Raw genomic sequence first — 20,494 nt, forward strand, 5'->3', positions numbered from 1 at the left:
ATCGCGGTCGAATGTGCCTCAATCTTGCAAATTCAGGCCTATTTTTGACCTAAAATTTCTAAAGTTGGTTTTCTGGAAAAATTTTCTGCCTACGCCGTTGCTTTCAGCAAATAAATATCGTTCCATCGGCCCGCTGATCGGGATAACTAGCGCCGATCTCCAAAGATCAAAAAGAACAAACCTGGGAAACAACATCATGAAAAAGTTCTCTGTCCTGCTGGCAGCGACTGCCCTGGCTTCCGTCATGGCCACCGCCGCCTACTCCAAGACGCTTGTCTATTGCTCTGAGGGATCGCCGGAAGGCTTCGATCCGAGCCTCTACACCGCAGGCACGACCTTTGACGCTTCCTCGCGTACGGTTTACAGCCGTCTCGTCGAGTTCAAGCATGGCGGTACGGAGATCGAGCCGGGCGTCGCCGACAGCTGGACCGTCTCTGACGACGGCAAGGAATACACCTTCAAGCTGCATCCGGGCGTCAAGTTCCAGACCACCGACTTCTTCACCCCGACCCGCGACCTGAACGCCGACGACGTCGTCTTCTCGTTCGAGCGCCAGCTGCGCGCTGACAATCCGTGGAACAAGTATGTCGAAGGCGGTTCTTATGAATACGCTGCCGGCATGGGCTTCCCGGATCTCGTCAAGTCGATCGAAAAGGTTGACGACCTGACCGTCAAGTTCACCCTGAACCGTCCGGAAGCGCCGTTCCTTGCCGACCTGGCCATGGACTTCGCATCGATCGTTTCCAAGGAATATGCCGACAAGCTCGCTGCTGATGGCAAGATGGCTCAGCTGAACCAGCAGCCGCTCGGCACCGGTCCGTTCACCTTCGTTGCCTACCAGCCGGATGCCGTCATCCGCTACAAGGCCAACGAAACCTACTTCAAGGGCAAGGAAAAGATCGACGATCTCGTGTTCGCGATCACCACGGACGCTTCGGTTCGCGCTCAGAAGCTGAAGGCCGGCGAATGCCACATCCTTCCTTACCCGAACGCAGCTGACGTTTCCGAGCTTAAGAAGGACGAGAACCTGACCGTTCTCGAACAGCCGGGCCTGAACATCGGCTTCCTCGCCTACAACACGCAGATGGCCCCGTTCGACAAGCCGGAAGTTCGCCGCGCTCTGAACATGGCGATCAACAAGCAGGCCATCGTTGACGCCGTCTTCCAGGGCGCCGCAACCGTTGCCAAGAACCCGATCCCGCCGACGATGTGGTCGTACAATGATGCCGTCGTTGACGACAAGTACGATCCGGAAGGCTCGAAGAAGGCTCTCGAAGCTGCAGGCGTCAAGGATCTTTCGATGAAGATCTGGGCAATGCCGGTTTCGCGTCCTTACATGCTGAACGCACGCCGCGCAGCTGAACTGATGCAGGCCGACTTCGCCAAGGCTGGCGTCAAGGTCGAAATCGTCACCCATGAATGGGCCGAATACCTGAAGCTCTCCTCCGACGTGAAGCGCGATGGCGCCGTCATCCTCGGCTGGACCGGCGACAACGGTGACCCGGACAACTTCATGGACACGCTGCTCGGCTGCACCGCTGTTGGCGGCAACAACCGTGCTCAGTGGTGCAACAAGGACTACGACGATCTGATGAAGAAGGCCAAGCAGACGGCCGACGTCGCAGAGCGTACGAAGCTCTATGAGCAGGCTCAGCTGATCTTCAAGAAGGAAGCTCCTTGGGCAACGATCGACCACTCTGTCGTCTTCGTTCCGATGAGCAAGAAGGTCACGGGCTTCCACATGGACCCGCTCGGCATCCACCGCTTCGACGGCGTGGACATTTCCGAATAATAGAAAATCTGTAAACTGTCCGGTGAAAGCCGGGCTTGGCCGGCGGTCGGGATCATCCTGACCGCCGGAAACTATTGGACACCTGCCATGTTACGTTTCTTCATCGGCCGCCTTGCGGTGCTGATCCCAACGTTCCTCGGCGTTTCGCTCATCGCCTTTTCGTTTATCCGCCTGCTGCCGGGCGACCCCGTCATGCTGTTGTCGGGCGAACGAGTCATGGCGCCTGAACGTCACGCCCAGATCATGCATGATCTCGGCTTCGACAGGCCGATGTATGTGCAGTATTTCGATTACCTCGGTAAGGTCTTGCACGGCGATCTCGGAACCTCGATCGTCACCAAGCGCCCGGTTCTCGGCGAATTCTTCACACTGTTCCCCGCTACGCTCGAGCTATCGCTTTGCGCCATCATTCTGGCGGCCGCGCTCGGCATTCCCGCTGGTGTCTTCGCCGCGGTCAAGCGAGGGACGTGGTTCGACCAGAGCGTGATGGGCGTCGCCCTCATCGGCTATTCGATGCCGATCTTCTGGTGGGGCCTGCTGCTCGTCATCTTCTTCTCCGGCTATCTCGGCTGGACCCCCGTTTCGGGCCGCATCTCGCTGATGTATTTTTTCAAGCCGGTCACCGGCTTCATGCTGATCGACAGTCTGCTGTCCGGCCAGGCCGGCGCCTTCAAGTCCGCCGTCAGCTATCTCATCCTGCCGACCATCGTTCTCGCCACGATCCCGCTTGCGGTCATCGCGCGCCAGACGCGTTCGGCAATGCTCGAAGTGCTCGGCGAAGACTATGTGCGCACGGCACGCTCCAAGGGCCTCAAGCCTTTGCGCGTCGTCGGCGTTCATGCGCTGCGCAACGCCATGATCCCCGTCATCACCACGATCGGCCTGCAGGTCGGCGTGCTCCTGGCAGGTGCGATCCTCACCGAGACGATCTTCTCCTGGCCGGGTATTGGCAAGTGGATGGTCGATGCGGTGTTCAAGCGTGATTATGCGGTCGTCCAGGGTGGTCTCTTGCTGATCGCCGGCATCATCATGCTGGTCAATCTGCTTGTCGATGTCACCTATGGCTTTATCAACCCGCGTATTCGTCATTAGGAGCGGCTCATGAGCACGGTAAGCACAAAAACCGGCCAGCCATCCGTCCTTGCGGAGTTCTGGTACTATTTCTCGCGAAACAAGGGCGCCGTCATTGGCCTCTTCATCTTCCTCTTCATCCTGGTCATCGCCATCGGCGCGCCAATCGTCGCGCCGCATGCCCCTGATGAGCAGAACCGCCAGCTGCTGCTGTCGGTGCCGTTCTGGATGGACGGCGGCAGCTTCACCTATCCGCTCGGCACCGATGCCGTCGGCCGTGATATCCTGTCCCGTCTGATCTACGGCGCACGCTTCTCGCTGTTCATCGGCGTCGTCGTCGTCACTCTGTCGGTTGTCGCCGGCGTGCTGATCGGCCTTGTTGCTGGCTATTTCCGCGGCCGCGTCGATATCGTCATCATGCGCCTGATGGACATCATCCTGGCTTTCCCGTCGCTGCTGCTCGCCCTCGTGCTGGTCGCAGTCCTCGGCCCGGGCCTGACCAATGCGATGATCGCCATCTCGATCGTCAACCAGCCGCATTTCGTCCGCCTGACGCGCGCTGCCGTCATGAGCGAGCGCGAGAAGGAATATGTCGTGGCTTCCCGCGTTGCCGGTGCCGGCACGCTGCGCCTGATGTTCAAGACCATCCTGCCGAACTGCCTGGCTTCGCTGATCGTTCAGGCAACGCTCGCCTTCTCGGCGGCGATCCTTGACGCCGCCGCCCTCGGCTTCCTCGGCATGGGCGCTCAGCCGCCGACACCCGAATGGGGCACGATGCTTGCCGAAGCGCGCGAATTCATCCAGCGCGCCTGGTGGGTGGTCACTTTCCCGGGTCTGGCGATCCTCATCACCGTCGTTGCCATCAACCTGATGGGTGACGGCCTGCGTGATGCGCTCGATCCCAAGCTGAAGAGGTCCTGATATGGCACTTCTCGAAATCGAAAATCTCGTCGTCGAGTTTCAGACGTCGACTGGTGCTTTCCGCGCTGTGGACGGCGTCTCGCTGAAGGTCGATCCGGGCGAAGTTCTCGCCATCGTCGGCGAATCCGGTTCCGGCAAGTCGGTCTCGATGCTGGCTGCCATGGGCCTTCTGCCCTGGACCGCCAAGGTCACAGCCGACAAGATGGTCTTCGACGGCCAGAACCTGCTCGGCATGTCCGGCGCCCAGCGCCGCCAGATCATCGGCAAGGATATGTCGATGATCTTCCAGGAACCGATCGCCAGCCTCAATCCGTGCTTCACGGTCGGCTTCCAGATCGAGGAAGTTCTGAAGATCCACCTCGGCCTCGACAAGGCCGCGCGCCGCAAGCGTGCGATCGAACTGTTCGAAGCTGTCGGTATTCCGAACCCGGCGGAGCGGCTCAACCATTTCCCGCACCAGATGTCGGGTGGCCAGTGCCAGCGCGTCATGATCGCCATCGCGATCGCCTGCAATCCGAAGCTCCTGATCGCCGACGAGCCGACCACCGCGCTCGACGTGACGATCCAGAAGCAGATCCTCGATCTCTTGATGCGCCTGCAGCGTGAGCACGGCATGGGCCTGATCATGATCACCCACAATATGGGTGTGGTTGCTGAAACCGCCGATCGTGTCATCGTCCAATACAAGGGCCGCAAAATGGAAGAGGCAGACGTCCTGTCGCTCTTCGAAGCGCCGAAGAGCGATTATACCCGCGCTCTGCTCGCCGCTCTTCCAGACAACGCCACCGGTGATCGCCTGCCGACCATCGGCGAGCTTTTCAATCAGGGAGCGGCACAATGACGCCAGTCCTCGAAGCCAAGAACATCGTCCGCGACTACTATCTCCCGGGCGGCCTCTTCAAGCAGGCAAAGACCGTTCATGCCGTCAAGGGCGTGAGCTTCAAGGTCGAACAGGGCAAGACGCTGGCAATCGTCGGCGAAAGCGGCTGCGGCAAATCCACGCTTGCCCGTATCGTCACGATGATCGACCCTGCCACGGCAGGCGAACTGATGATCGACGGCAAGAAGGTCGATATCGCCGCCGGCGATCTGACGCCGGAAATCCGCCGCAAGGTGCAGATCGTCTTCCAGAACCCCTATGGTTCGCTGAACCCGCGTAAGAAGATCGGCGACATCCTGATGGAGCCGCTGATCATCAACACCAAGACGCCCGCTGCCGAACGGCAGGAACTGGCGATGGCGATGTTGAAGAAGGTCGGTCTCCAGGAGATCCACTTCAACCGCTATCCGCACATGTTCTCCGGCGGCCAGCGTCAGCGTATCGCTATTGCCCGCGCCTTGATGCTGAACCCGCGGCTTCTGGTTCTCGACGAGCCGGTCTCCGCCCTCGACCTCTCGGTGCAGGCACAGGTGCTGAACCTGCTCGCCGACCTGCAGGACGAGCTGAACCTCACCTACGTCTTCATCAGCCACGACCTCTCGGTCGTTCGCTACATGGCAGACGACGTGATGGTGATGTATTTCGGTGAAGCCGTCGAATACGGTAGCCGCGATCAGGTCTTCAGCGATCCGCAGCACAGCTACACCAAGACGCTGTTTGCGGCGACGCCGCGGGCCGATGTCGAAACCATCCGGGCGCGTCTGGCCCGCAAGGCTGCTGCTGCCTCCTGAGGCATGGAAATAGCCGGAACACAGAGGATCAGAGATGCCGGAGAATGACCGCAAGCCCCATGCTATCATCGTCATGGGCGTCAGCGGCTCCGGCAAATCCTCGATCGGCGAGAAACTGGCGGAGGCGTTGAGCCTCCGTTTCGTTGAAGGCGATGCACTTCATCCGCGCTCCAATGTCGAGAAGATGTCGAAGGGCATTCCGCTCACAGACGAGGACCGCATGCCCTGGCTGGACGTGATCGGCCAGACGATCAGGTCCGCGCTCTCCGAAGGCGAGGGTGTCATCGTCTCCTGCTCGGCGCTGAAGCGTATCTATCGCGAACGGCTGCGCGAAGCCGCCGGCGGCAATCTCTTCTTCGTTTATCTTGAAGGTTCGAAAGAACTGCTGATGGACCGCATGGGCCATCGCACCGGCCATTTCATGCCGGCATCGCTGCTGGAAAGCCAGCTTGCAACGCTTGAGGTTCCAACCGGCGAGCCCGGCGTGGTCACGGTCGATATCGACGGCACCATCGACGCGATTGCGGAAGCGGCGCGAATGAAGCTCGCGCCGCTCGGTATTTCCTAGCCGTCGATGCGGCGCAGGTTCTTCTTCTCCAGGAAGAAGAACGGACGGAACTTCACGCCGACAATATTCCCAGCAAAGGCTGACAGCGCCCAGAGATAGCCATGCAGGCTGCCCGAAGCGATGCCGGAGAAATAGGCGCCGATATTGCAGCCATAGGCGATGCGCGCGCCGTAGCCCAGCAGCAGACCGCCGACGACGGCGGCAACGACCGAGCGCAGCGGAATATCCCAGCTCGGAGAGAAACGGCCGGCGAGCGAGGAGGCCAGCATGGCGCCGGCTATGATCCCGAAATCCATGACCGAGGTGATGTCGGCAAAGACGCTGTCGGAGAGCGCCTTGGCATTGGCAGGCGTCTGCCAATAGGCCCAGGCGGTCGGATCGATGCCGAGCAGCACGGCGCCCTTGGCACCCCAGAGCGCAAAGGCTGACGTGATACCCCACGGACGGCCAGCGATGGCCAGCGTCACGAAGTTCAGAAGCGCCAGTGCCACCGCACCGAGGACGAGCGGCCAGGGACCACGCAGGAAGCGCGAAAGGCCCTGGCGCGGCGAGGGGGCCGGTTGCTCGAGCGAGCCATGCCAGCGCTTCTCGACGATAACGCTGATCCAGGCGACGGCTGCGAAGATCGCCAGCGATACGGCGATACCGCCCACAGCGCCGAAGCTCTGCACCAGCGAGGCCGGCGGCAGCGACGGCAGGCTCACCCACCAGTCGAAATTGACCGTGCCGAGCACCGAGCCGATGATGAAGAACAGCAGCGTGATCAGCATGCGCGCATTGCCGCCACCGGCGGTGAACAGCGTACCCGACGCGCATCCGCCGCCGAGCTGCATGCCCATGCCGAACATGAAGGAGCCGACGATAACGCCGAGACCGGCCGGCGAGACGGAGCCCTTCACCTCATGGCCGAACAGCGTGCCGCTTGCCAGGAACGGGAAGAACAGCACGACGGCGATCGCAAGCAGGATCATCTGCACCCGCAAGCCCCGGCCGCGCCCATCGAGGATCAGCACGCGCCAGGCGGAGGTGAAGCCGAAGGCGGCATGGTAGAGCGCGATACCGAGAGCGCCGCCAACGAGGAAGAGGGCGCCTTGCGCCGGGCCGTAGAAATAACCGAGCAGCAGGGTGCCAAGAACGAGCACGATGATCGAGCCGAGCCCCGGCGTGCCGAGCGACGGCTCCTTGATGCCGGGGATGCTGGGTGAAGCGATAGACATGGGATTCTCCTGAAATTCTAGCGCAATACTAGAACTTCAGGTGCCGGTTTTGGAGGAATCCTGTTTCCTGAAAAGCCCCTGATGCGGATTCATCTGGCGGAAAAAGGCCAGTCTGCGCAAGTGCTTAAGGATTGAAACGCTGCGGCGAGTAGGCTGAGATATCGATAAACGGCTTTTCGCCGGTCATCAGCTCCGCCAGCACTCTGCCGGTGACCGGTCCGAGTGTCAGCCCGTGATGCGCATGGCCGAACGCAAACCACAATCCATTATGCCGTGGCGCCTTGCCGATGATGGGCATCATGTCAGGCGTGCAGGGGCGCGCGCCCATCCAGGGTTCGGGGTCCAGCCGCTCGCCGAGCGGGAAGATCGTGCGCGCCACCCTCTCGGCGCGGTCGAGCTGCACCGGCGTTTTCGGGGCGTCGAGCGTTGCGAATTCCGCGCCCGTCGTCAGGCGGATGCCCTTGTTCATCGGCGCCAGGAAGTAGCCGCGCTCGGCATCCAGTGTCCAGTTGTTGAGAACGGCATTTCCCTGCGCGGCGTAATGCATGTGGTAGCCGCGTTTGACGCCGAGCGGGAAGGAATAGCCGAGCCGCTTGGTCGCGACCTCAGCCCAGGGGCCGAGCGCCAGAACCGCATCATCGGCATCGAGCGGGCCTTCCGCCGTGGAGATGCGCCAACCCGAGCCGGCCTGTCCGAGCGAGTTTGCATCGCCGCTGACGAAACGGCCGCCGATGCTTTCGAAATAGGTGCAGTAAGCCGCCGTCAGCGCATGCGGATCGAGAACCGACCACGGATCGCGCCAGCGCAGGCCGCCGGTGAAATTCTGGATCAGGCCCGGCTCGATGCGCGCGACATCGGCTGAACCCAACTTGTCGTACTCGACGCCGAATTCCCGTTCCCAGAGTGCGGCTTCGGCAATCGCCTGGTCGTATTTCTCGGCGGTGCGAAACACCCGCATCCAGCCATCCTTGCGGATCAGCGCTTCGGCATGCGACGCCTCGATCAGGTCCTTGTGTTCAAGCACCGAATTCTCGATCAGCGGCGCATAGGCGCGGGTGATGGCGTCGTGCCGGCGGGCATTGGAATTCCACCAGTAACGGGCGAGGAAGGCGACCTGCTTCGGCAGCGTCTTCAGGTGATAATGCGCGTCGATGCGGTTGTTCAGCGCGTAGCGCAGCAACAGCCCGACCTGCTGCGGAAAACCGTAGGGAACGACGCCCTCGCGCTGGATGAGGCCGGCATTGCCGAAGGACGTTTCGTTACCCGGTGCCTTGCGATCAACCAGCACCGCCTGCCAGCCGCGGCGTTGCAGGTGGATGGCTGTCGAAACGCCGATGATGCCGGCACCAAGCACGATTGCAGTCTTTGTCATTTTTCCTTGCAACCCAATGAGTTCCCAAGCCCGAAAATGCCCTTAGGCTGGCGATGGTGCAAATGAAAAATCGCGTTTCATTTCAATTTCATTGCCCTCTCAATGCTGCATTTTCAACGCGGATGCGAACGGCAAGCATCATGGCGTTCAAAACCGAGAACAGGATCGCGTAGGCGGGCATGCCGAAGGCAAGCGGCAGGGCGGCAATCTCGCCGGTCACGATCACATAGTTCGGATGGTTGAGGAGCTTGTAAGGGCCGGCTCTGACCAGCGTCTCGCCGGGCAGAATGATGATCCGCGTCGTCCAGCGTCCCTTAAGCGTGAAGAGCACCCAGATCCGCAAGGCCTGCAGCACCAGGAAGAGTGCAAGCCAACCCGCTTGAACCGGCTTGCCGGGCGCAAGCAGCCAAAGGCCGCCAAGCCATGCCGCATGCAGGGCGACCATGTAGGCATAATGATCCGCCCCGGCCTCCCGTGCGCCGCGGGCAAAGAGGGCAAGCGTGTTCCGCTTCGCAATCAGCAGTTCCGCCAGCCGCTGCAGCGTGACGAAAGCAAGAAGCAGCAAAGAAACGCCCATCAGCCGATCCTCCGCAAGGTCACGCAGCTTGCCGAAAAGCCCGGCCCCATGGCGATCATCGCCGCGCGCTCCGGCAGACCGGTGGCAATCGCGCGGTCCAGCACGAAAAGTACTGTCGGCGAGGACATGTTGCCGTATTCCGAAAGCACGGCGCGCTCATGGTCAAGAGAGCCCTGTTCGAGCCCCAGCGTCGTTTCCATCGCACCCAGAACCTTCGTGCCGCCCGGGTGGCAGATGAAGCGGCCGATATCGGCGCGTGCCAGCCCGTTGCGATCGAGAATGCCGTTGATCGCAGGCCCCAGTTCGCGCTCGGCGAATGGTGGCAGCGATTGCGCCAGGATGATGCCGAAGCCGGTGTCGTCGATCTTCCAGCCCATGATGTCGAGCGTATCGGAAAACAGGTGCTCGCCTGACGACTCCACCTCGGCAATCCCGCGCTCGCCGTTCTGCAGCACGCAGGCCGCAGCGCCATCGGCAAAAAGCGCGGTCGCTATAATGTTCGGCCGTGTCAGCTCGTCCAGCCGGAAGGCCAGTGTGCAGAGTTCGATGGCGACGAAAAGCACCGTCTTGCCGGGCCGCACCGCCGCCAGCCGCGCCGCGATACCAAGCCCGGAAACACCGGCGGCACAGCCAAGACCGAAGACCGGAACACGTTCGATATCGGCGCGAAATCCAAGCTGCCGTGCCAGCCGAGCATCGAGGCTCGGGGTGACGATCCCCGTCGAGGAGACGGTGACGACGCAATCAATGTCGCCTGCCTTCAGCCCGGCGCCGGCGAGAGCCTTTGCTGCCGCTTCTGCAAAGAGCTGACCGGCAACCTCCGCATAGGCGGCCATCCTGTCCGGCCAGCCGTGATTGTCCTCGAACCAGGAAAGCGGCCGGGCCGCATGGCGCTTATTGATCCCGGCATTCTCGAAAACCCCGGCGAGATGCCTGAAATCCTTGAACCGGTGCGCAAAAAGGCGCGCCGACGTCGCCGCCGCCTCGCTTTGCGTGATGATGGCTTCAGGCACGGCAGTCGCAACGCTAAGCAATGTCACCCGTTCGTTCACGGAGTTCTCCTTTATGCACCCGGCGCTGGAGAACACTACTTAGAGCCGCTTTATTCAGGCTCCCGCCGTCACGAAAAGGTGATGCGAAAAAATGAATGACCCCGCCGAATAAAATCCCGATGACCGGTGTTCTCGGTGTGCAACGTCATTTTCCTGGAGATGTTCCCATGACGACCACAACTGTCCGTATCGCTTCTCTCATCCTCGGTGGCTTCATTGCCGCGGCAACACTTTCCGTCCCGGTCTTCGCCGCAGGCGATGACAGCGAGACTATGCCGGTCTGCAAGAAGGGCGAGGTCTACGACAAGAAGGTCAAGAAGTGCGTGAAGCAGAGCAGCGCCAACATCACCGACGAAAACCGCACCGACTATGCCTATTCGCTGGCAAAGAGCGGCCGTTTCGATGAGGCGCTCGCCATGCTCGACACTGTCAAGGATCAGAACAACGCCGAAGTCCTGAACTACCGCGGCTATGCCACCCGCAAGCTCGGCCGCACCGATGAAGGCATTTCCTATTACCTGCAGTCGGTGAAGCTTGATCCGCAATATGCGAAGGTCCGCGAATATCTCGGCGAAGCCTACGTCATCAAGGGCCAGCTCGACATGGCCAAGGACCAGCTGGCAACGATCAAGACGATCTGCGGCACGGATTGCGAAGAGTACCAGGATCTGAACGCCGCGATCATCGACCCCTCGAAAATCTGAGGATCGGCAAATGGGCGAAGCCGGCTGCAAAGGATTGCTCTGATGGCGGTCGCACACGCCCCGTTTCTTGCCTATAGTCGCGAAAAATCGGAGTCGCCGGTCATCCCGGCGGCGCCGCCGAAAACAGCAGGCGCGGAGGCGGCCATCGCGAGCGAAGCGGATATCAGGACGGGCCTGACGGAGCACCTCTCCCGGCTCTGGCGTTACGGTCTCGTGCTGTCGCGCAAGCGGGATGTCGCCGAGGATCTGGTGCAGCAGACCTGCGTGCGGGCGCTTGAGCGCGCCGCCCAGTTCGAACCGGGCACACGCTTGGACCGCTGGCTGTTTTCCATCCTCCATTCCATCTGGCTGAACGAGATCAGGGCCAGCAAGGTTCGGCAGGGCCAAGGCTTTGCCGATGCCGAGGAAACCCTGGTTTTCGATGGGGCAGGGGCGACCGAAACGCATGTCGCCGCCGCCCAGTTGCTGCGCAAGGTCGATGCCTTGCCGGAGGCCCAGCGCAGCGCCGTCTTCCTGGCCTATGTCGAAGGGCTCGCCTATCGTGAGGTCGCGGAAATCTTGAACATACCGATCGGAACCGTGATGAGCCGCCTTGCCGCCGCCCGCGCCAAGCTCTCCGCCGAAACAGCCGAAGGAGGGCGCCCATGACCAGCAATATCCGCATGCCTTCCGACGAAGAGCTGACCGCCTTTCTTGACGGCGAACTGCCGCAGCCGGAGATGGCGCGCATCGAAGCCTTGGCCAATGAAGACGAGGAAGTGGCTGCCCGCATCGAGTTTCTGGCCAATGGCAGCATGCCGTTCAGCGAAGCTTTCGCACCGCTGCTCGACGAGGCGCCGAAGCAGAGGCTCGAGGCGATGCTTGCCGCGATCCCGGCTCCCGCCGCTGCGGCTGCGAGCGCGGAGCGCTCCACCATCACCCGCCGCGGCCTCTTCGGCGCGCTCGCCGCTTCGCTTGCCATCGGCATCATCGCCGACCGCGCCTATCTCGGCATCGGCCGCAGCATCGGCAGGGACGAGGGCAGCGAGTGGCGCAGCGTCGTTGCCGAATATATCGCCCTTTATACCCCGGATACGCTGGCCGGCCCGGTGCCGCCGGCCGATGTCCAGACCGCGCAGCTCGCCCGCGTCGATGGCAAGCTTGGGCTGAACCTCTCGCCTGAAACGGTGGCCCTGCCGGGCGTCGATTTCAAGCGCGCCCAGCTGCTCGAATACGACGATCATCCCCTGGCGCAGATCGCCTATCTCGATCCCGAGAGCGGGCCGTTGGCGCTCTGCATCATCCGTTCCGACAAAGGGGCGAAGCAGCCCGATATCGAGGGGCGCAAGGGCATGAACGTCATCTACTGGTCGACGGCGACCCATGCCTTCATGCTGATCGGCCACGCGCCGGTCGATCGGATGCGCGAAATTGCCGATGCGGTGAGGCCAAAACTGACGGCCTGAAGCTGTCTCGCCATCTTCATGCCGATTTTGCGTGGTTTTGCGTGAGCCTCTCCGAATGAAGGGGCGCATCAGCGTGAACTGGATCAATCGTTATATCGACGAGCCGTTGCTGGAAGGCGCGGCGAGCGTGCTCAGGGCATGGCATATCCGCACCGGCCAGGCGCCGGAACGGCTGGAGCCGGTCTGGAATCTCATCGTCATTTCGCTTCTGACGGCAGGCTGCTGGTATGGGCTCGCGGGCATGCCGCTGGCGCTCAGCCTCGCCGCCCTCCTGGCGCTCGCTCTACCATCGCTGCGCAAGCTTCTGCGGCTGAAGAAATCCAACCCCTATGACGCCCGCCAATACAAGTCGGCTCGCGCCCGCGCCGTTTCCAAGCGCGAGGCCGAATGGTCGCTGCGCATGACGGTGCTTTCGGTATCGGGCGGCCTGCCGTTTCTCGCCGGCAGCGACGATCCTGTTGGACACGCCTTCATGGCCGGCGCCTGCGTCTGGTTCGTGCTGACGGCGCCGGTCAAGTTCTATCTGGATGCCGCCGAGCCGCCCGCGCCCGATCAGGGCGACCGCGCCGAACGCGCGCTCTTCAATTTCGGCTGACAGCTCACGCGAAATCTCATTCTGAAATGGCCGCCCATGGAACTAAGTCCTTGGGCGGCCGTTATTATGTCAGTCCAACGCATAGGAGATCGCCATGCTGTATTACGCTCTGGTATTCCTCGTCGTGGCACTGATTGCCGGCGTGCTCGGCTTCGGCGGCATTGCAGGCGCTTCGGCGTCCATCGCGCAGGTTCTTTTCTTCATATTCCTGGTTCTCTTCGTCGTCTCGCTCGTCATGCGCTTGATGCGCCGCTGACGGCAGCGAACGAACAGGATCGCATCCCGGCCCGGCGGTGAAACGCCGGGTTTTCTGTATCTTTAACAAGTGCTTGCGTGCGAAAATGACACGCCCGCCCGGAAAATTCCGGCGTAAAGATTGGATTCAACATTTCCCGGTAAACTGCCGTTAGCCATTCTTCCGGCCCCGTTCGGGCCTGATGAAGCCAATGTCGTTTTCTGTGTTGTGTACGGGTTCCATGCGTTTTTTGGCTGTTCCTGCGATCTTTCTTGCCTGCCTGACTGTGTCGGGCTGCGCATCCAGCACGACCCCCGAGGGTCTGGTTTCCGGCGTAGTGTCGAAGGAAACGACGAGCTCGGTGTCCCCGCCACCGGCGCCCGTTTCGGCCGCGCCCGTCTATGCGCAGGCCGCGCCCTCAGCTCCCATGCCGCATCAGGAAGAGCTGGCCTGGGCAGGCCAGGTGCCGCAGCCGCAGGCCTTCGAGCCCGTCAATCGCGTCGTCGGCGCGCCGGTTCCCGCCGAGCGCCCGGAAGCGCTGATGGCGGCACCGGTGCCGATGGCCGAACCCGCCTTTGCCCCGCGCACTCGCTCGCGGATCTATGCCCATCAGTTCCGCGATGCCAAGCCGATCAATTTCGGCCGCGCCTCACCGCGCAAGCTCGCCGTCCACGGCGTCGATGTCTCGCGCTGGCAGGGCAATATCGATTGGGCGACGCTCAGAACCCAGGGCGCCAACTTCGCCTATATCAAGGCCACCGACGGCGGCGACCATCTCGACCCGATGTTCCGCACCAACTGGCAGCGCGCCAAGGCCGCAGGCATGAAGCGCGGCGCCTATCACTTCTTCTACTGGTGCCGCACCGCCGGCGAACAGGCCGACTGGTTCATGCGCAACGTGCCGCGCGATCCTGACGCCCTGCCGCCTGTTATCGACGTCGAGTGGAACGGCGAATCCAGCTGCAAGCGCCGCCCGTCACCGGAGCGCGTCGTCGAAAAGATGCAGGTCTTCATGGACAAGCTGGAGCGCTACTACGGCAAGCGCCCGATCATCTACACGGCGCCCGATTTCTACCGCGACAACCTGCGCGGCCAGTTCCCGAGCCACCCCTTCTGGCTCCGCTCCGTCGCCGCCCACCCGGCCCAAGTCTATCCCGGCCGCCGGTGGATGCTCTGGCAGTATTCGGGTTCAGGGCTCTCCCAGGGCGTTCAGGGCAAGATCGATTTGAACGTGTTCCATGGGTCGGAAGCGGAGTGGCATGAGTTCGCGGCGCCTCGGGAGGGGTGAGGGGGGACGGCCAGTTTTCTATGAGGACTGTTCCTCCCCAATCACCCAGCAAAATCGATGTCGAAGTATCGGTTGCGCCGGCCGTCGGTTTATCCTGCTGCTGCCTACGGCCGAATTCGTGAAGAGACTGACAATGCCATGGACGTCGTCGCGCTCGAGGCCGGATAAGTGGGAGCGCATCATCCTTCTCGCTATTTCAACCAGTAATAGTTTTCCATATCCTCTGATTCGACAGTTCGACGCGTGGCAACGTCGATTGAGGGCTGACTTTGAGCGATCCGGATTACGAATTTGTGGCATACATCGACGAAGCGGGAGACCCTGGCCTCAAGCGGGTACGGCCGCTCGATCAGGTTGGCAGCACCGAATGGATGACCATTTCGGCTGTGCTAGTGCGTCGGCGCTATGACGACGACCTAAAAGCCTGGGTATCTGAGGTACTGCAAACGATCGGCAGTGCTAATAGCCAGATCATTCATTTCAAAGATTTGACTGATTCTCAGAAACTAGCCGTGTGCGCGGATCTCAGTCAGCGACCGGTTCGCCTGTTTGTGGTTGCATCAAACAAGAAGAACATGCGCGGATACCGCAATGAGCGGGCAGAAAAAGCCGGATCAAGGCAATGGTTTTATAATTGGCTTGTGCGACTGCTGATCGAACGCGTTACCGATTACTGTTTTCGATATGCCGTCCGGAATGGATTGGTTCGCCGTCATGTCAAGTTTGTCTTTTCGCAGACGGGAGGACATTCTTATAGCCAGACCGCCGCTTATCATGAACTCCTGAAATACCAGTCGCGCGGTGGCAGCATGATGTTGAATAAAAGAGTGCCGCGATGGGAGGTGATGAGTTTTAAATTAGTTGAACATTTCCCGCATTACAAACGGGCAGGCCTCCAGCTCGCGGATGTAGTGGCGAGCGCGTTTTACCAAGCCGTAGATAACTTAGATACGGGCCGTGCGAGCCCAAATATGCGATTGCTCTAGAAGATCGATTGGCGTTCGACGCACACGGAGAAAGACGAGATTATAGCGTAATCTTACAGCCGACGCCCGATTGGAGCGCAGGCATTTCCGAAGATCAGAAGAAAATATTCCGTTACTACGGCTATCATTTCGTAAAAAGGTGGTAGGCCCCGATTCCCGTTTCGTTCGGCGCTTGCAGGCTACCTCAGTGCAGCCATACCCCGAATAAGATACCTAGGCATCAGGATACTTCGGCGAACCTACCGCCTATTATTCTAGGAATTTTATCCGAGTTCTCAAAATGACGTTTTGTTAACGACAAGTCAGTTTCGAATATCTAGCCTAGCAAGTTCCTCTGTCACCTCTGCGGCATCGCGCTCAGTCTATGGGTCGTCCGAACCGGATATTCCTTACATCCGTCCTACGCGCATAAACTCCCAAGACGTGTCGCTCGGGAAGCTCGAAGTTAGAATAAACTTCCAAATTGGAAATACTCTTCGAACACGAATTGCCAACGACTAGAAGAAAATTTGGCTGGGGAACCTGGACTCGAACCAAGATTAACGGAGTCAGAGTCCGTCGTTCTACCATTGAACTATTCCCCAGCAGGAGCGGCGCGTCGGCCGCTTCGCTGTCGTGCGGGGCTTATAACCAAATCGCGGCGGAATGCAAATAGCTGTTTTGAAAAAATTTCAGGGCATGTGGATGATGCGTTTCAGGGGCTTCTAAAACTGTTTTCAAAAAGAATTTGGTGATTTTGGCATGCGCTGGTATTCTTGCGGCAACGCAAAAATCTAATGAGCGCCAGCAGCATACCGTTCAGGCCTTGCGCGGCGCGTGGAAAAACAACGTGGAAGACCCCGAAGGCGGCGCCAAGCCGCAATTTGACGGGGCGCCAGCGGCACAGCGCAAGGACGGTAAAAAGTCCAGGCGCCGCAAGGGAAAACGTGGCGGCCAGAACCGCAACGCGCCCCAGGCCGCTTCGCAGACCGCCTCCGGACCCTCTGGAGACGCTGCGCGCCCAACGGAAAACACCGCAGGGAATCCGTCCCGCAAGCGCAAGCGCCGCCGCCGTGGCAATACTGTGCCGCAGACCGGCGCGGCGCCGCAGGCCTCCGTTCAGCATCAGAAGGTTGCCGATGGTGCGGCCAACCCGGCTGGCGATTCGGAGCATGCCTCGCGCCGCAACCGGCGCAAGCACCGTGGCAAGCGCGGCCTTCAGGGCCGTCCGCTGACGCCGGAGAAGACCGCTTCCCAGCCATCGTCTGCTGCAAATCAGCCCTCCGCCCGGGCGAACAGCCACGCCGATGCACGAAGCGGCGACCAGCCGCGCCCGCATCGCGCCGGCGAACGCGAGCATCACGGCTTCGAACATGCCTGGCCGGACGAGCTCTATGCAGCGCTCGACCTCGGCACCAACAATTGCCGCCTGCTGATTGCCCAGCCGACACGCCCCGGCCAGTTCCGCGTCGTCGATGCCTTCTCGCGTATCGTCCGCCTCGGCGAGGGGCTGGCGGCCAGCGGCCGTCTCTCCGACGAAGCGATGGATCGCGCCGTCGATGCGCTTCGCGTCTGCGCCGGCAAATTGAAGAACCGCGAAATCCGCCGTATGCGGCTGATCGCCACCGAAGCCTGCCGCCAGGCATCGAACGGCGAAGCGTTCCTGGAGCGCGTCGTTGCCGAAACCGGTCTGGATCTCGAAATCATCGACCGCGAAACCGAAGCCCGGCTTGCGGTCTCCGGATGCTCGTCGCTTGTCGGGCGTGAAACCCGCTCAGTCGTGCTGTTCGATATCGGCGGCGGCTCGTCCGAGATCGCCGTCATCCGCATCGGCGAAAACCGATTCAGCCGTCTCGCGAATCACATCACCCACTGGACCTCGCTGCCGGTCGGCGTCGTCACGCTGTCCGAGCGCCATGGCGGCAGGGACGTGACGCCTGATGTCTTCGAAGGCATGGTCAGCGAAGTCGCGGGCATGCTCTCCGGTTTCGATTGCCCCGATATCGAGGTTGCCCAGTCGACCGATTTCCATCTGATCGGCACATCGGGCACGGTGACGACGCTTGCCGGCGTCCATCTCGATCTGCCGCGCTATGACCGCCGCAAGGTGGATGGTATCTGGTTGTCGGATGACGAAGTTTCGGCCATGCAGGCGAAGCTCCTGTCGTGGGATTTTGCAAGCCGCGCCGCCAATCCGTGCATCGGCCCCGACCGGGCCGATCTGGTTCTGGCCGGTTGCGCCATTTTGGAAGCCATCCGCCGCCGCTGGCCGAGCCCGCGCATGCGCGTTGCCGATCGCGGCTTGAGGGAAGGCCTGTTGACCGACATGATGGCGGATGATGGCGTCTGGCGCCGTCACCGCAATCGCCGCGGCCAGCGTGGAAGGTAAGAGAACAATGACCAAGGCACCCATTGCGGGCAACCGCACCGGCCGCAAGCTCGGCCAGCGCGTCAAGAACAAGAAGATGAAGGCGTCGTCGCGCCAGTGGCTGCAGCGCCATATCAACGATCCCTATGTGCAGCGCGCGCAGCTCGAGGGCTATCGCGCCCGCGCGGCCTTCAAGCTGCTGGAGATCGACGAGAAGTACAACATCCTCAAGGGCGCCCGCCGCATCATCGATCTGGGCGCCGCTCCGGGCAGCTGGTCGCAGATCGCCGCCAAGGTCACCGGTTCGACCGACGAGGATATCCGCGTCGCGGCCATCGACTTCCTGGAAATGACGCAGCTTCCGGGCGTCAAGGTTCTGCAGCTCGACTTCCTGGATCCATCGGCGCCTGAAGCGCTGATGGAAGCCGTCGGCGGCACGCCCGATCTCGTCATCTCCGACATGGCGGCGCCGACCACCGGCCATCACCGCACCGATCACCTGCGCACCATGCATCTCTGCGAGGTCGCAGCGCATTTCGCCATCGAGGTGCTGGGTGAAGGCGGTCACTTTCTGACCAAGACCTTCCAGGGCGGCACCGAGCGCGAGCTCTTGACCATGCTGAAGCAGCATTTCAAGCAGGTCGTCCACGTCAAGCCGGCATCGTCGCGCGCCGAATCGGTCGAGATGTTCCTGCTCGCCAAGGGCTTCAAAGGCCGTCAAAAACAGGTTGACGTTACGGAAGCTTGATCTTTCAGGTGAACTGGGGCGATTATGACAGTCCCAAGACTTGGAATATCACAGACCCATGCTTCTCTATCTGACCCTCGGAACCAATGACATCGAGCGGGCACGGCATTTCTATGATGCCATCATGCCGCCGCTCGGCTATCGCTGCCAGCGCTATTCGGAAGAAGAAATCGGCTATTCGGCCGATGGCGATACCCGCTGCCGGCTCTGGGTGGTCACACCGTTCAACCGGCGCCGCGCGTCGAATGGCAATGGCACGATGGCCGCACTGTCTGCGGCGAACCGGGCCGATGTCGATGCCTTCTACGCGGCGGCGATCGCCGCTGGCGGCAAGGACGAAGGCGAACCGGGCCTTCGCCCGTTCCACGACAATTTCTACGCCGCCTATGTCAGGGATCCTGACGGCAACAAGCTCAGCGCCGTCTGCGAGTTGCCGGAATAGGCTATTTCACCGCCTGCTGCTCGGCCTCGATGGCGGCAGGCGTGATCGGCTTGCCACGATGGCCGGAGACCACGGCCCCGGCATTCCTGTCCATGCGGATGAACGGGATCATCGCGATGAGCGTCAGCGCGGCGATGACGTAGAAGGCGACGTGGAAATCGGCCACCTGCAGCGCTTCGCCGCGGAAATAGATGCAGGTTTCCAGGATCATGGCGGCAACGGAAACGCCGAGCGCCAGGCTGATCTGCTGCATCACCGAACTCATCGACGTCGCCTGACTGGCCTCCGAATCCTTGATGTCGGCAAAGGCCAGCGCATTGATGCCGGTGAAGATGAACGATCGCGAGAAGCCGCCGATCAGCAGAATGATGACGATCGCCAGATGCGGGGTCTCCGGCGTGAAGAAGCCCGTTGCGGCGGTGACAACGGTCGTCACGCACGCCGCAGTCAGCAGCGTCGAGCGGAAACCGGCGGCGGCAAAGACGCGGCGCGCCATGAACTTGGTGGTGATCGCCCCGATCGCCCCCGAGAAGGTGATGAGGCCGGATTGAAACGGCGTCAGGCCGAAGCCGAGCTGCAGCATCAGCGGTGTCAGGAATGGCATGGCGCCGACGCAGATGCGAAACAGCGTGCCGCCCGTGGTCGAGGCGCGGAAGGTGGCGTTCTTGAAGAGGTCGAGGTTCAGGATCGGCGCCGGGTGGCTTCGGGCGTGGCGGACGTAAAGCCAGCCGCAGATGAGACCGACGATTGTCGCCGTGATGCCAATGACCGGCGGCAGCGCAGGCAGGCTGACGACCGAAAGGCCGAAGACGACGCCAGCCGCGGAAACGGATGTCAGGATAAACCCGATGACATCGAGTTTCGGTGGCCGCGTTGCCTCGACATGCGGCAGGAAGATGGTCGCCAGCCACACGCCGATGACGCCGACCGGAACATTGATGAGGAAGATCCAGTGCCAGCTGAAATAGGTGGTGATGAAACCGCCGAGCGGCGGTCCGGCCAGCGGGCCCACCAGCGCCGGAATGGTGAGCAGCGCCATGGCAGAGACAAGATCGCTGCGCTGCGTCGTTCGCACCAGCACGAGGCGGCCGACCGGGGTCATCATCGAGCCGCCGATACCCTGCAGGAAGCGGGCGAAGACGAATTCGACGAGATTGGACGAACTGGCGCAGAAGATCGAGCCGACGACGAAAACGCAGATGGCCAGCCGGAAGATATTCTTGGCGCCGAACCTGTCGGCCATCCAGCCGCTGATCGGAATGAAGACGGCAAGCGATACCATGTAGGAGGTCAGCGCCAGCTTCAGGGTGATCGGGTTGACATGCAGGTCATTGGCGATCGCCGGGAGTGCGGTTGCGATAACGGTCGAATCCATCTGCTCCATGAAGAGCGCGACGGCAAGGATCAGCGGAACGATGCGGTTCATAGGCGAAAGCCTTGAATGGTCTTGGGGGCGGCTGCTG

The 20,494-nt window shown here is 61.4% G+C and carries 21 protein-coding genes and 1 tRNA gene; 16 read left to right on the forward strand and 6 right to left on the reverse strand.

Features of this window, described 5'->3' with window-relative positions; all coding sequences use genetic code 11:
- The first annotated feature begins 196 nt into the window (after nt 1-196).
- The 6 genes from AB4Z25_RS09035 (at nt 197) to AB4Z25_RS09060 (ending at nt 6,023) form a co-directional block, all read left to right on the forward strand.
- Nucleotides 197-1,792: an ABC transporter substrate-binding protein gene (locus AB4Z25_RS09035; protein ID WP_112387665.1), complete on the forward strand. Its 1,596-nt coding sequence runs from the start codon at nt 197-199 to the stop codon at nt 1,790-1,792.
- Nucleotides 1,793-1,879: 87 nt separating this feature from the next.
- A complete protein-coding gene (locus AB4Z25_RS09040) occupies nt 1,880-2,884 on the forward strand; it encodes an ABC transporter permease subunit (RefSeq protein ID WP_112387666.1) in 1,005 nt (334 codons plus the stop codon).
- A gap of 9 nt (nt 2,885-2,893) precedes the next feature.
- Nucleotides 2,894-3,784: an ABC transporter permease subunit gene (locus tag AB4Z25_RS09045; RefSeq protein WP_112387667.1), complete on the forward strand. Its 891-nt coding sequence runs from the start codon at nt 2,894-2,896 to the stop codon at nt 3,782-3,784.
- Nucleotide 3,785: 1 nt separating this feature from the next.
- The gene (locus AB4Z25_RS09050) at nt 3,786-4,625 is read left to right on the forward strand and encodes an ABC transporter ATP-binding protein (RefSeq protein ID WP_112387668.1); all 840 of its coding nucleotides are present in this window, start codon (nt 3,786-3,788) and stop codon (nt 4,623-4,625) included.
- Nucleotides 4,622-5,455, forward strand: coding sequence for a dipeptide ABC transporter ATP-binding protein (locus AB4Z25_RS09055; RefSeq protein ID WP_112387669.1), 834 nt, complete (start codon nt 4,622-4,624; stop codon nt 5,453-5,455). Before AB4Z25_RS09050 ends, AB4Z25_RS09055 begins: the two co-directional genes overlap by 4 nt.
- Before the next feature lie 34 nt (nt 5,456-5,489).
- The gene (locus AB4Z25_RS09060; RefSeq protein ID WP_112538171.1) at nt 5,490-6,023 is read left to right on the forward strand and encodes a gluconokinase; all 534 of its coding nucleotides are present in this window, start codon (nt 5,490-5,492) and stop codon (nt 6,021-6,023) included.
- On the opposite strand, the gene AB4Z25_RS09065 is transcribed toward AB4Z25_RS09060, so the two are convergent.
- From AB4Z25_RS09065 to AB4Z25_RS09080, 4 genes are all read right to left on the reverse strand, one after another.
- Nucleotides 6,020-7,240 carry a YeeE/YedE family protein gene (locus tag AB4Z25_RS09065; RefSeq protein ID WP_112538170.1) on the reverse strand — a complete coding sequence of 407 codons (1,221 nt, stop codon included), beginning with the start codon at nt 7,238-7,240 and terminating at the stop codon, nt 6,020-6,022. The two genes, AB4Z25_RS09060 and AB4Z25_RS09065, sit on opposite strands and share 4 nt — an antisense overlap.
- A 124-nt stretch (nt 7,241-7,364) precedes the next feature.
- Entirely contained in the window at nt 7,365-8,612 is a 1,248-nt protein-coding gene (locus AB4Z25_RS09070; protein WP_112538169.1) for an NAD(P)/FAD-dependent oxidoreductase, read from the reverse strand.
- Nucleotides 8,613-8,700: 88 nt separating this feature from the next.
- Entirely contained in the window at nt 8,701-9,189 is a 489-nt protein-coding gene (locus tag AB4Z25_RS09075) for an isoprenylcysteine carboxylmethyltransferase family protein (RefSeq protein WP_112538168.1), read from the reverse strand.
- On the reverse strand, nt 9,189-10,241 hold the full coding sequence (locus AB4Z25_RS09080; RefSeq protein ID WP_112538167.1) for a type III polyketide synthase: 1,053 nt from the start codon (nt 10,239-10,241) through the stop codon (nt 9,189-9,191). Before AB4Z25_RS09080 ends, AB4Z25_RS09075 begins: the two co-directional genes overlap by 1 nt.
- 167 nt (nt 10,242-10,408) lie before the next feature.
- Between AB4Z25_RS09080 and AB4Z25_RS09085 the strand changes: the two genes are divergently transcribed.
- The 7 genes from AB4Z25_RS09085 (at nt 10,409) to AB4Z25_RS09115 (ending at nt 15,494) form a co-directional block, all read left to right on the forward strand.
- Nucleotides 10,409-10,945, forward strand: coding sequence for a tetratricopeptide repeat protein (locus AB4Z25_RS09085; RefSeq protein WP_112538166.1), 537 nt, complete (start codon nt 10,409-10,411; stop codon nt 10,943-10,945).
- Nucleotides 10,946-10,987: 42 nt separating this feature from the next.
- The gene (locus AB4Z25_RS09090; RefSeq protein WP_112538165.1) at nt 10,988-11,593 is read left to right on the forward strand and encodes an RNA polymerase sigma factor; all 606 of its coding nucleotides are present in this window, start codon (nt 10,988-10,990) and stop codon (nt 11,591-11,593) included.
- Complete coding sequence (locus AB4Z25_RS09095; RefSeq protein ID WP_112538164.1) at nt 11,590-12,390, forward strand: anti-sigma factor; 801 nt, start codon at nt 11,590-11,592, stop codon at nt 12,388-12,390. Before AB4Z25_RS09090 ends, AB4Z25_RS09095 begins: the two co-directional genes overlap by 4 nt.
- A 55-nt stretch (nt 12,391-12,445) precedes the next feature.
- Nucleotides 12,446-12,985, forward strand: coding sequence for a hypothetical protein (locus AB4Z25_RS09100; RefSeq protein WP_112538163.1), 540 nt, complete (start codon nt 12,446-12,448; stop codon nt 12,983-12,985).
- Nucleotides 12,986-13,079: 94 nt separating this feature from the next.
- Entirely contained in the window at nt 13,080-13,241 is a 162-nt protein-coding gene (locus AB4Z25_RS09105) for a DUF1328 domain-containing protein (RefSeq protein ID WP_112387679.1), read from the forward strand.
- Between the two features lie 220 nt (nt 13,242-13,461).
- Nucleotides 13,462-14,508, forward strand: a complete 1,047-nt coding sequence (locus tag AB4Z25_RS09110) for a GH25 family lysozyme (RefSeq protein ID WP_112538162.1) — start codon at nt 13,462-13,464, stop codon at nt 14,506-14,508.
- Between the two features lie 269 nt (nt 14,509-14,777).
- Entirely contained in the window at nt 14,778-15,494 is a 717-nt protein-coding gene (locus AB4Z25_RS09115) for a DUF3800 domain-containing protein (protein WP_442207940.1), read from the forward strand.
- A gap of 510 nt (nt 15,495-16,004) precedes the next feature.
- Here the strand turns inward: AB4Z25_RS09115 and AB4Z25_RS09120 are convergent.
- Nucleotides 16,005-16,078 (reverse strand) — tRNA-Gln (locus tag AB4Z25_RS09120).
- Between the two features lie 245 nt (nt 16,079-16,323).
- Between AB4Z25_RS09120 and AB4Z25_RS09125 the strand changes: the two genes are divergently transcribed.
- From AB4Z25_RS09125 to AB4Z25_RS09135, 3 genes are read left to right on the forward strand one after another with little or no spacing between them, the layout of a single operon-like run.
- A complete protein-coding gene (locus tag AB4Z25_RS09125) occupies nt 16,324-17,862 on the forward strand; it encodes a Ppx/GppA phosphatase family protein (protein WP_112538161.1) in 1,539 nt (512 codons plus the stop codon).
- A 7-nt stretch (nt 17,863-17,869) separates the two neighbouring features.
- Nucleotides 17,870-18,589 (forward strand): RlmE family RNA methyltransferase, encoded by a 720-nt coding sequence (locus AB4Z25_RS09130; protein ID WP_112538160.1) that lies wholly within the window; start codon nt 17,870-17,872, stop codon nt 18,587-18,589.
- A 58-nt stretch (nt 18,590-18,647) separates the two neighbouring features.
- Nucleotides 18,648-19,031, forward strand: a complete 384-nt coding sequence (locus tag AB4Z25_RS09135) for a VOC family protein (RefSeq protein ID WP_112538159.1) — start codon at nt 18,648-18,650, stop codon at nt 19,029-19,031.
- 1 nt (nt 19,032) lies between these two features.
- On the opposite strand, the gene AB4Z25_RS09140 is transcribed toward AB4Z25_RS09135, so the two are convergent.
- On the reverse strand, nt 19,033-20,457 hold the full coding sequence (locus AB4Z25_RS09140) for a DHA2 family efflux MFS transporter permease subunit (RefSeq protein WP_112513908.1): 1,425 nt from the start codon (nt 20,455-20,457) through the stop codon (nt 19,033-19,035).
- Nucleotides 20,458-20,494: the final 37 nt, after the last annotated feature.

It is taken from the genome of Rhizobium sp. RAF36 (assembly GCF_052114105.1).
Classification (GTDB): Bacteria; Pseudomonadota; Alphaproteobacteria; order Rhizobiales; family Rhizobiaceae; genus Rhizobium.

Bases quoted from the DNA above. Each gene is read 5' to 3' on its own strand.
- AB4Z25_RS09035 (WP_112387665.1), top strand. From the start codon at position 197: ATGAAAAAGTTCTCTGTCCTGCTGGCAGCGACTGCCCTGGCTTCCGTC.
- AB4Z25_RS09040 (WP_112387666.1), top strand. From the start codon at position 1,880: ATGTTACGTTTCTTCATCGGCCGCCTTGCGGTGCTGATCCCAACGTTC.
- AB4Z25_RS09045 (WP_112387667.1), top strand. From the start codon at position 2,894: ATGAGCACGGTAAGCACAAAAACCGGCCAGCCATCCGTCCTTGCGGAG.
- AB4Z25_RS09050 (WP_112387668.1), top strand. From the start codon at position 3,786: ATGGCACTTCTCGAAATCGAAAATCTCGTCGTCGAGTTTCAGACGTCG.
- AB4Z25_RS09055 (WP_112387669.1), top strand. From the start codon at position 4,622: ATGACGCCAGTCCTCGAAGCCAAGAACATCGTCCGCGACTACTATCTC.
- AB4Z25_RS09060 (WP_112538171.1), top strand. From the start codon at position 5,490: ATGCCGGAGAATGACCGCAAGCCCCATGCTATCATCGTCATGGGCGTC.
- AB4Z25_RS09065 (WP_112538170.1), bottom strand. From the start codon at position 7,240: ATGTCTATCGCTTCACCCAGCATCCCCGGCATCAAGGAGCCGTCGCTC.
- AB4Z25_RS09070 (WP_112538169.1), bottom strand. From the start codon at position 8,612: ATGACAAAGACTGCAATCGTGCTTGGTGCCGGCATCATCGGCGTTTCG.
- AB4Z25_RS09075 (WP_112538168.1), bottom strand. From the start codon at position 9,189: ATGGGCGTTTCTTTGCTGCTTCTTGCTTTCGTCACGCTGCAGCGGCTG.
- AB4Z25_RS09085 (WP_112538166.1), top strand. From the start codon at position 10,409: ATGACGACCACAACTGTCCGTATCGCTTCTCTCATCCTCGGTGGCTTC.
- AB4Z25_RS09090 (WP_112538165.1), top strand. From the start codon at position 10,988: ATGGCGGTCGCACACGCCCCGTTTCTTGCCTATAGTCGCGAAAAATCG.
- AB4Z25_RS09095 (WP_112538164.1), top strand. From the start codon at position 11,590: ATGACCAGCAATATCCGCATGCCTTCCGACGAAGAGCTGACCGCCTTT.
- AB4Z25_RS09100 (WP_112538163.1), top strand. From the start codon at position 12,446: ATGAAGGGGCGCATCAGCGTGAACTGGATCAATCGTTATATCGACGAG.
- AB4Z25_RS09105 (WP_112387679.1), top strand. From the start codon at position 13,080: ATGCTGTATTACGCTCTGGTATTCCTCGTCGTGGCACTGATTGCCGGC.
- AB4Z25_RS09110 (WP_112538162.1), top strand. From the start codon at position 13,462: ATGCGTTTTTTGGCTGTTCCTGCGATCTTTCTTGCCTGCCTGACTGTG.
- AB4Z25_RS09130 (WP_112538160.1), top strand. From the start codon at position 17,870: ATGACCAAGGCACCCATTGCGGGCAACCGCACCGGCCGCAAGCTCGGC.
- AB4Z25_RS09135 (WP_112538159.1), top strand. From the start codon at position 18,648: ATGCTTCTCTATCTGACCCTCGGAACCAATGACATCGAGCGGGCACGG.
- AB4Z25_RS09140 (WP_112513908.1), bottom strand. From the start codon at position 20,457: ATGAACCGCATCGTTCCGCTGATCCTTGCCGTCGCGCTCTTCATGGAG.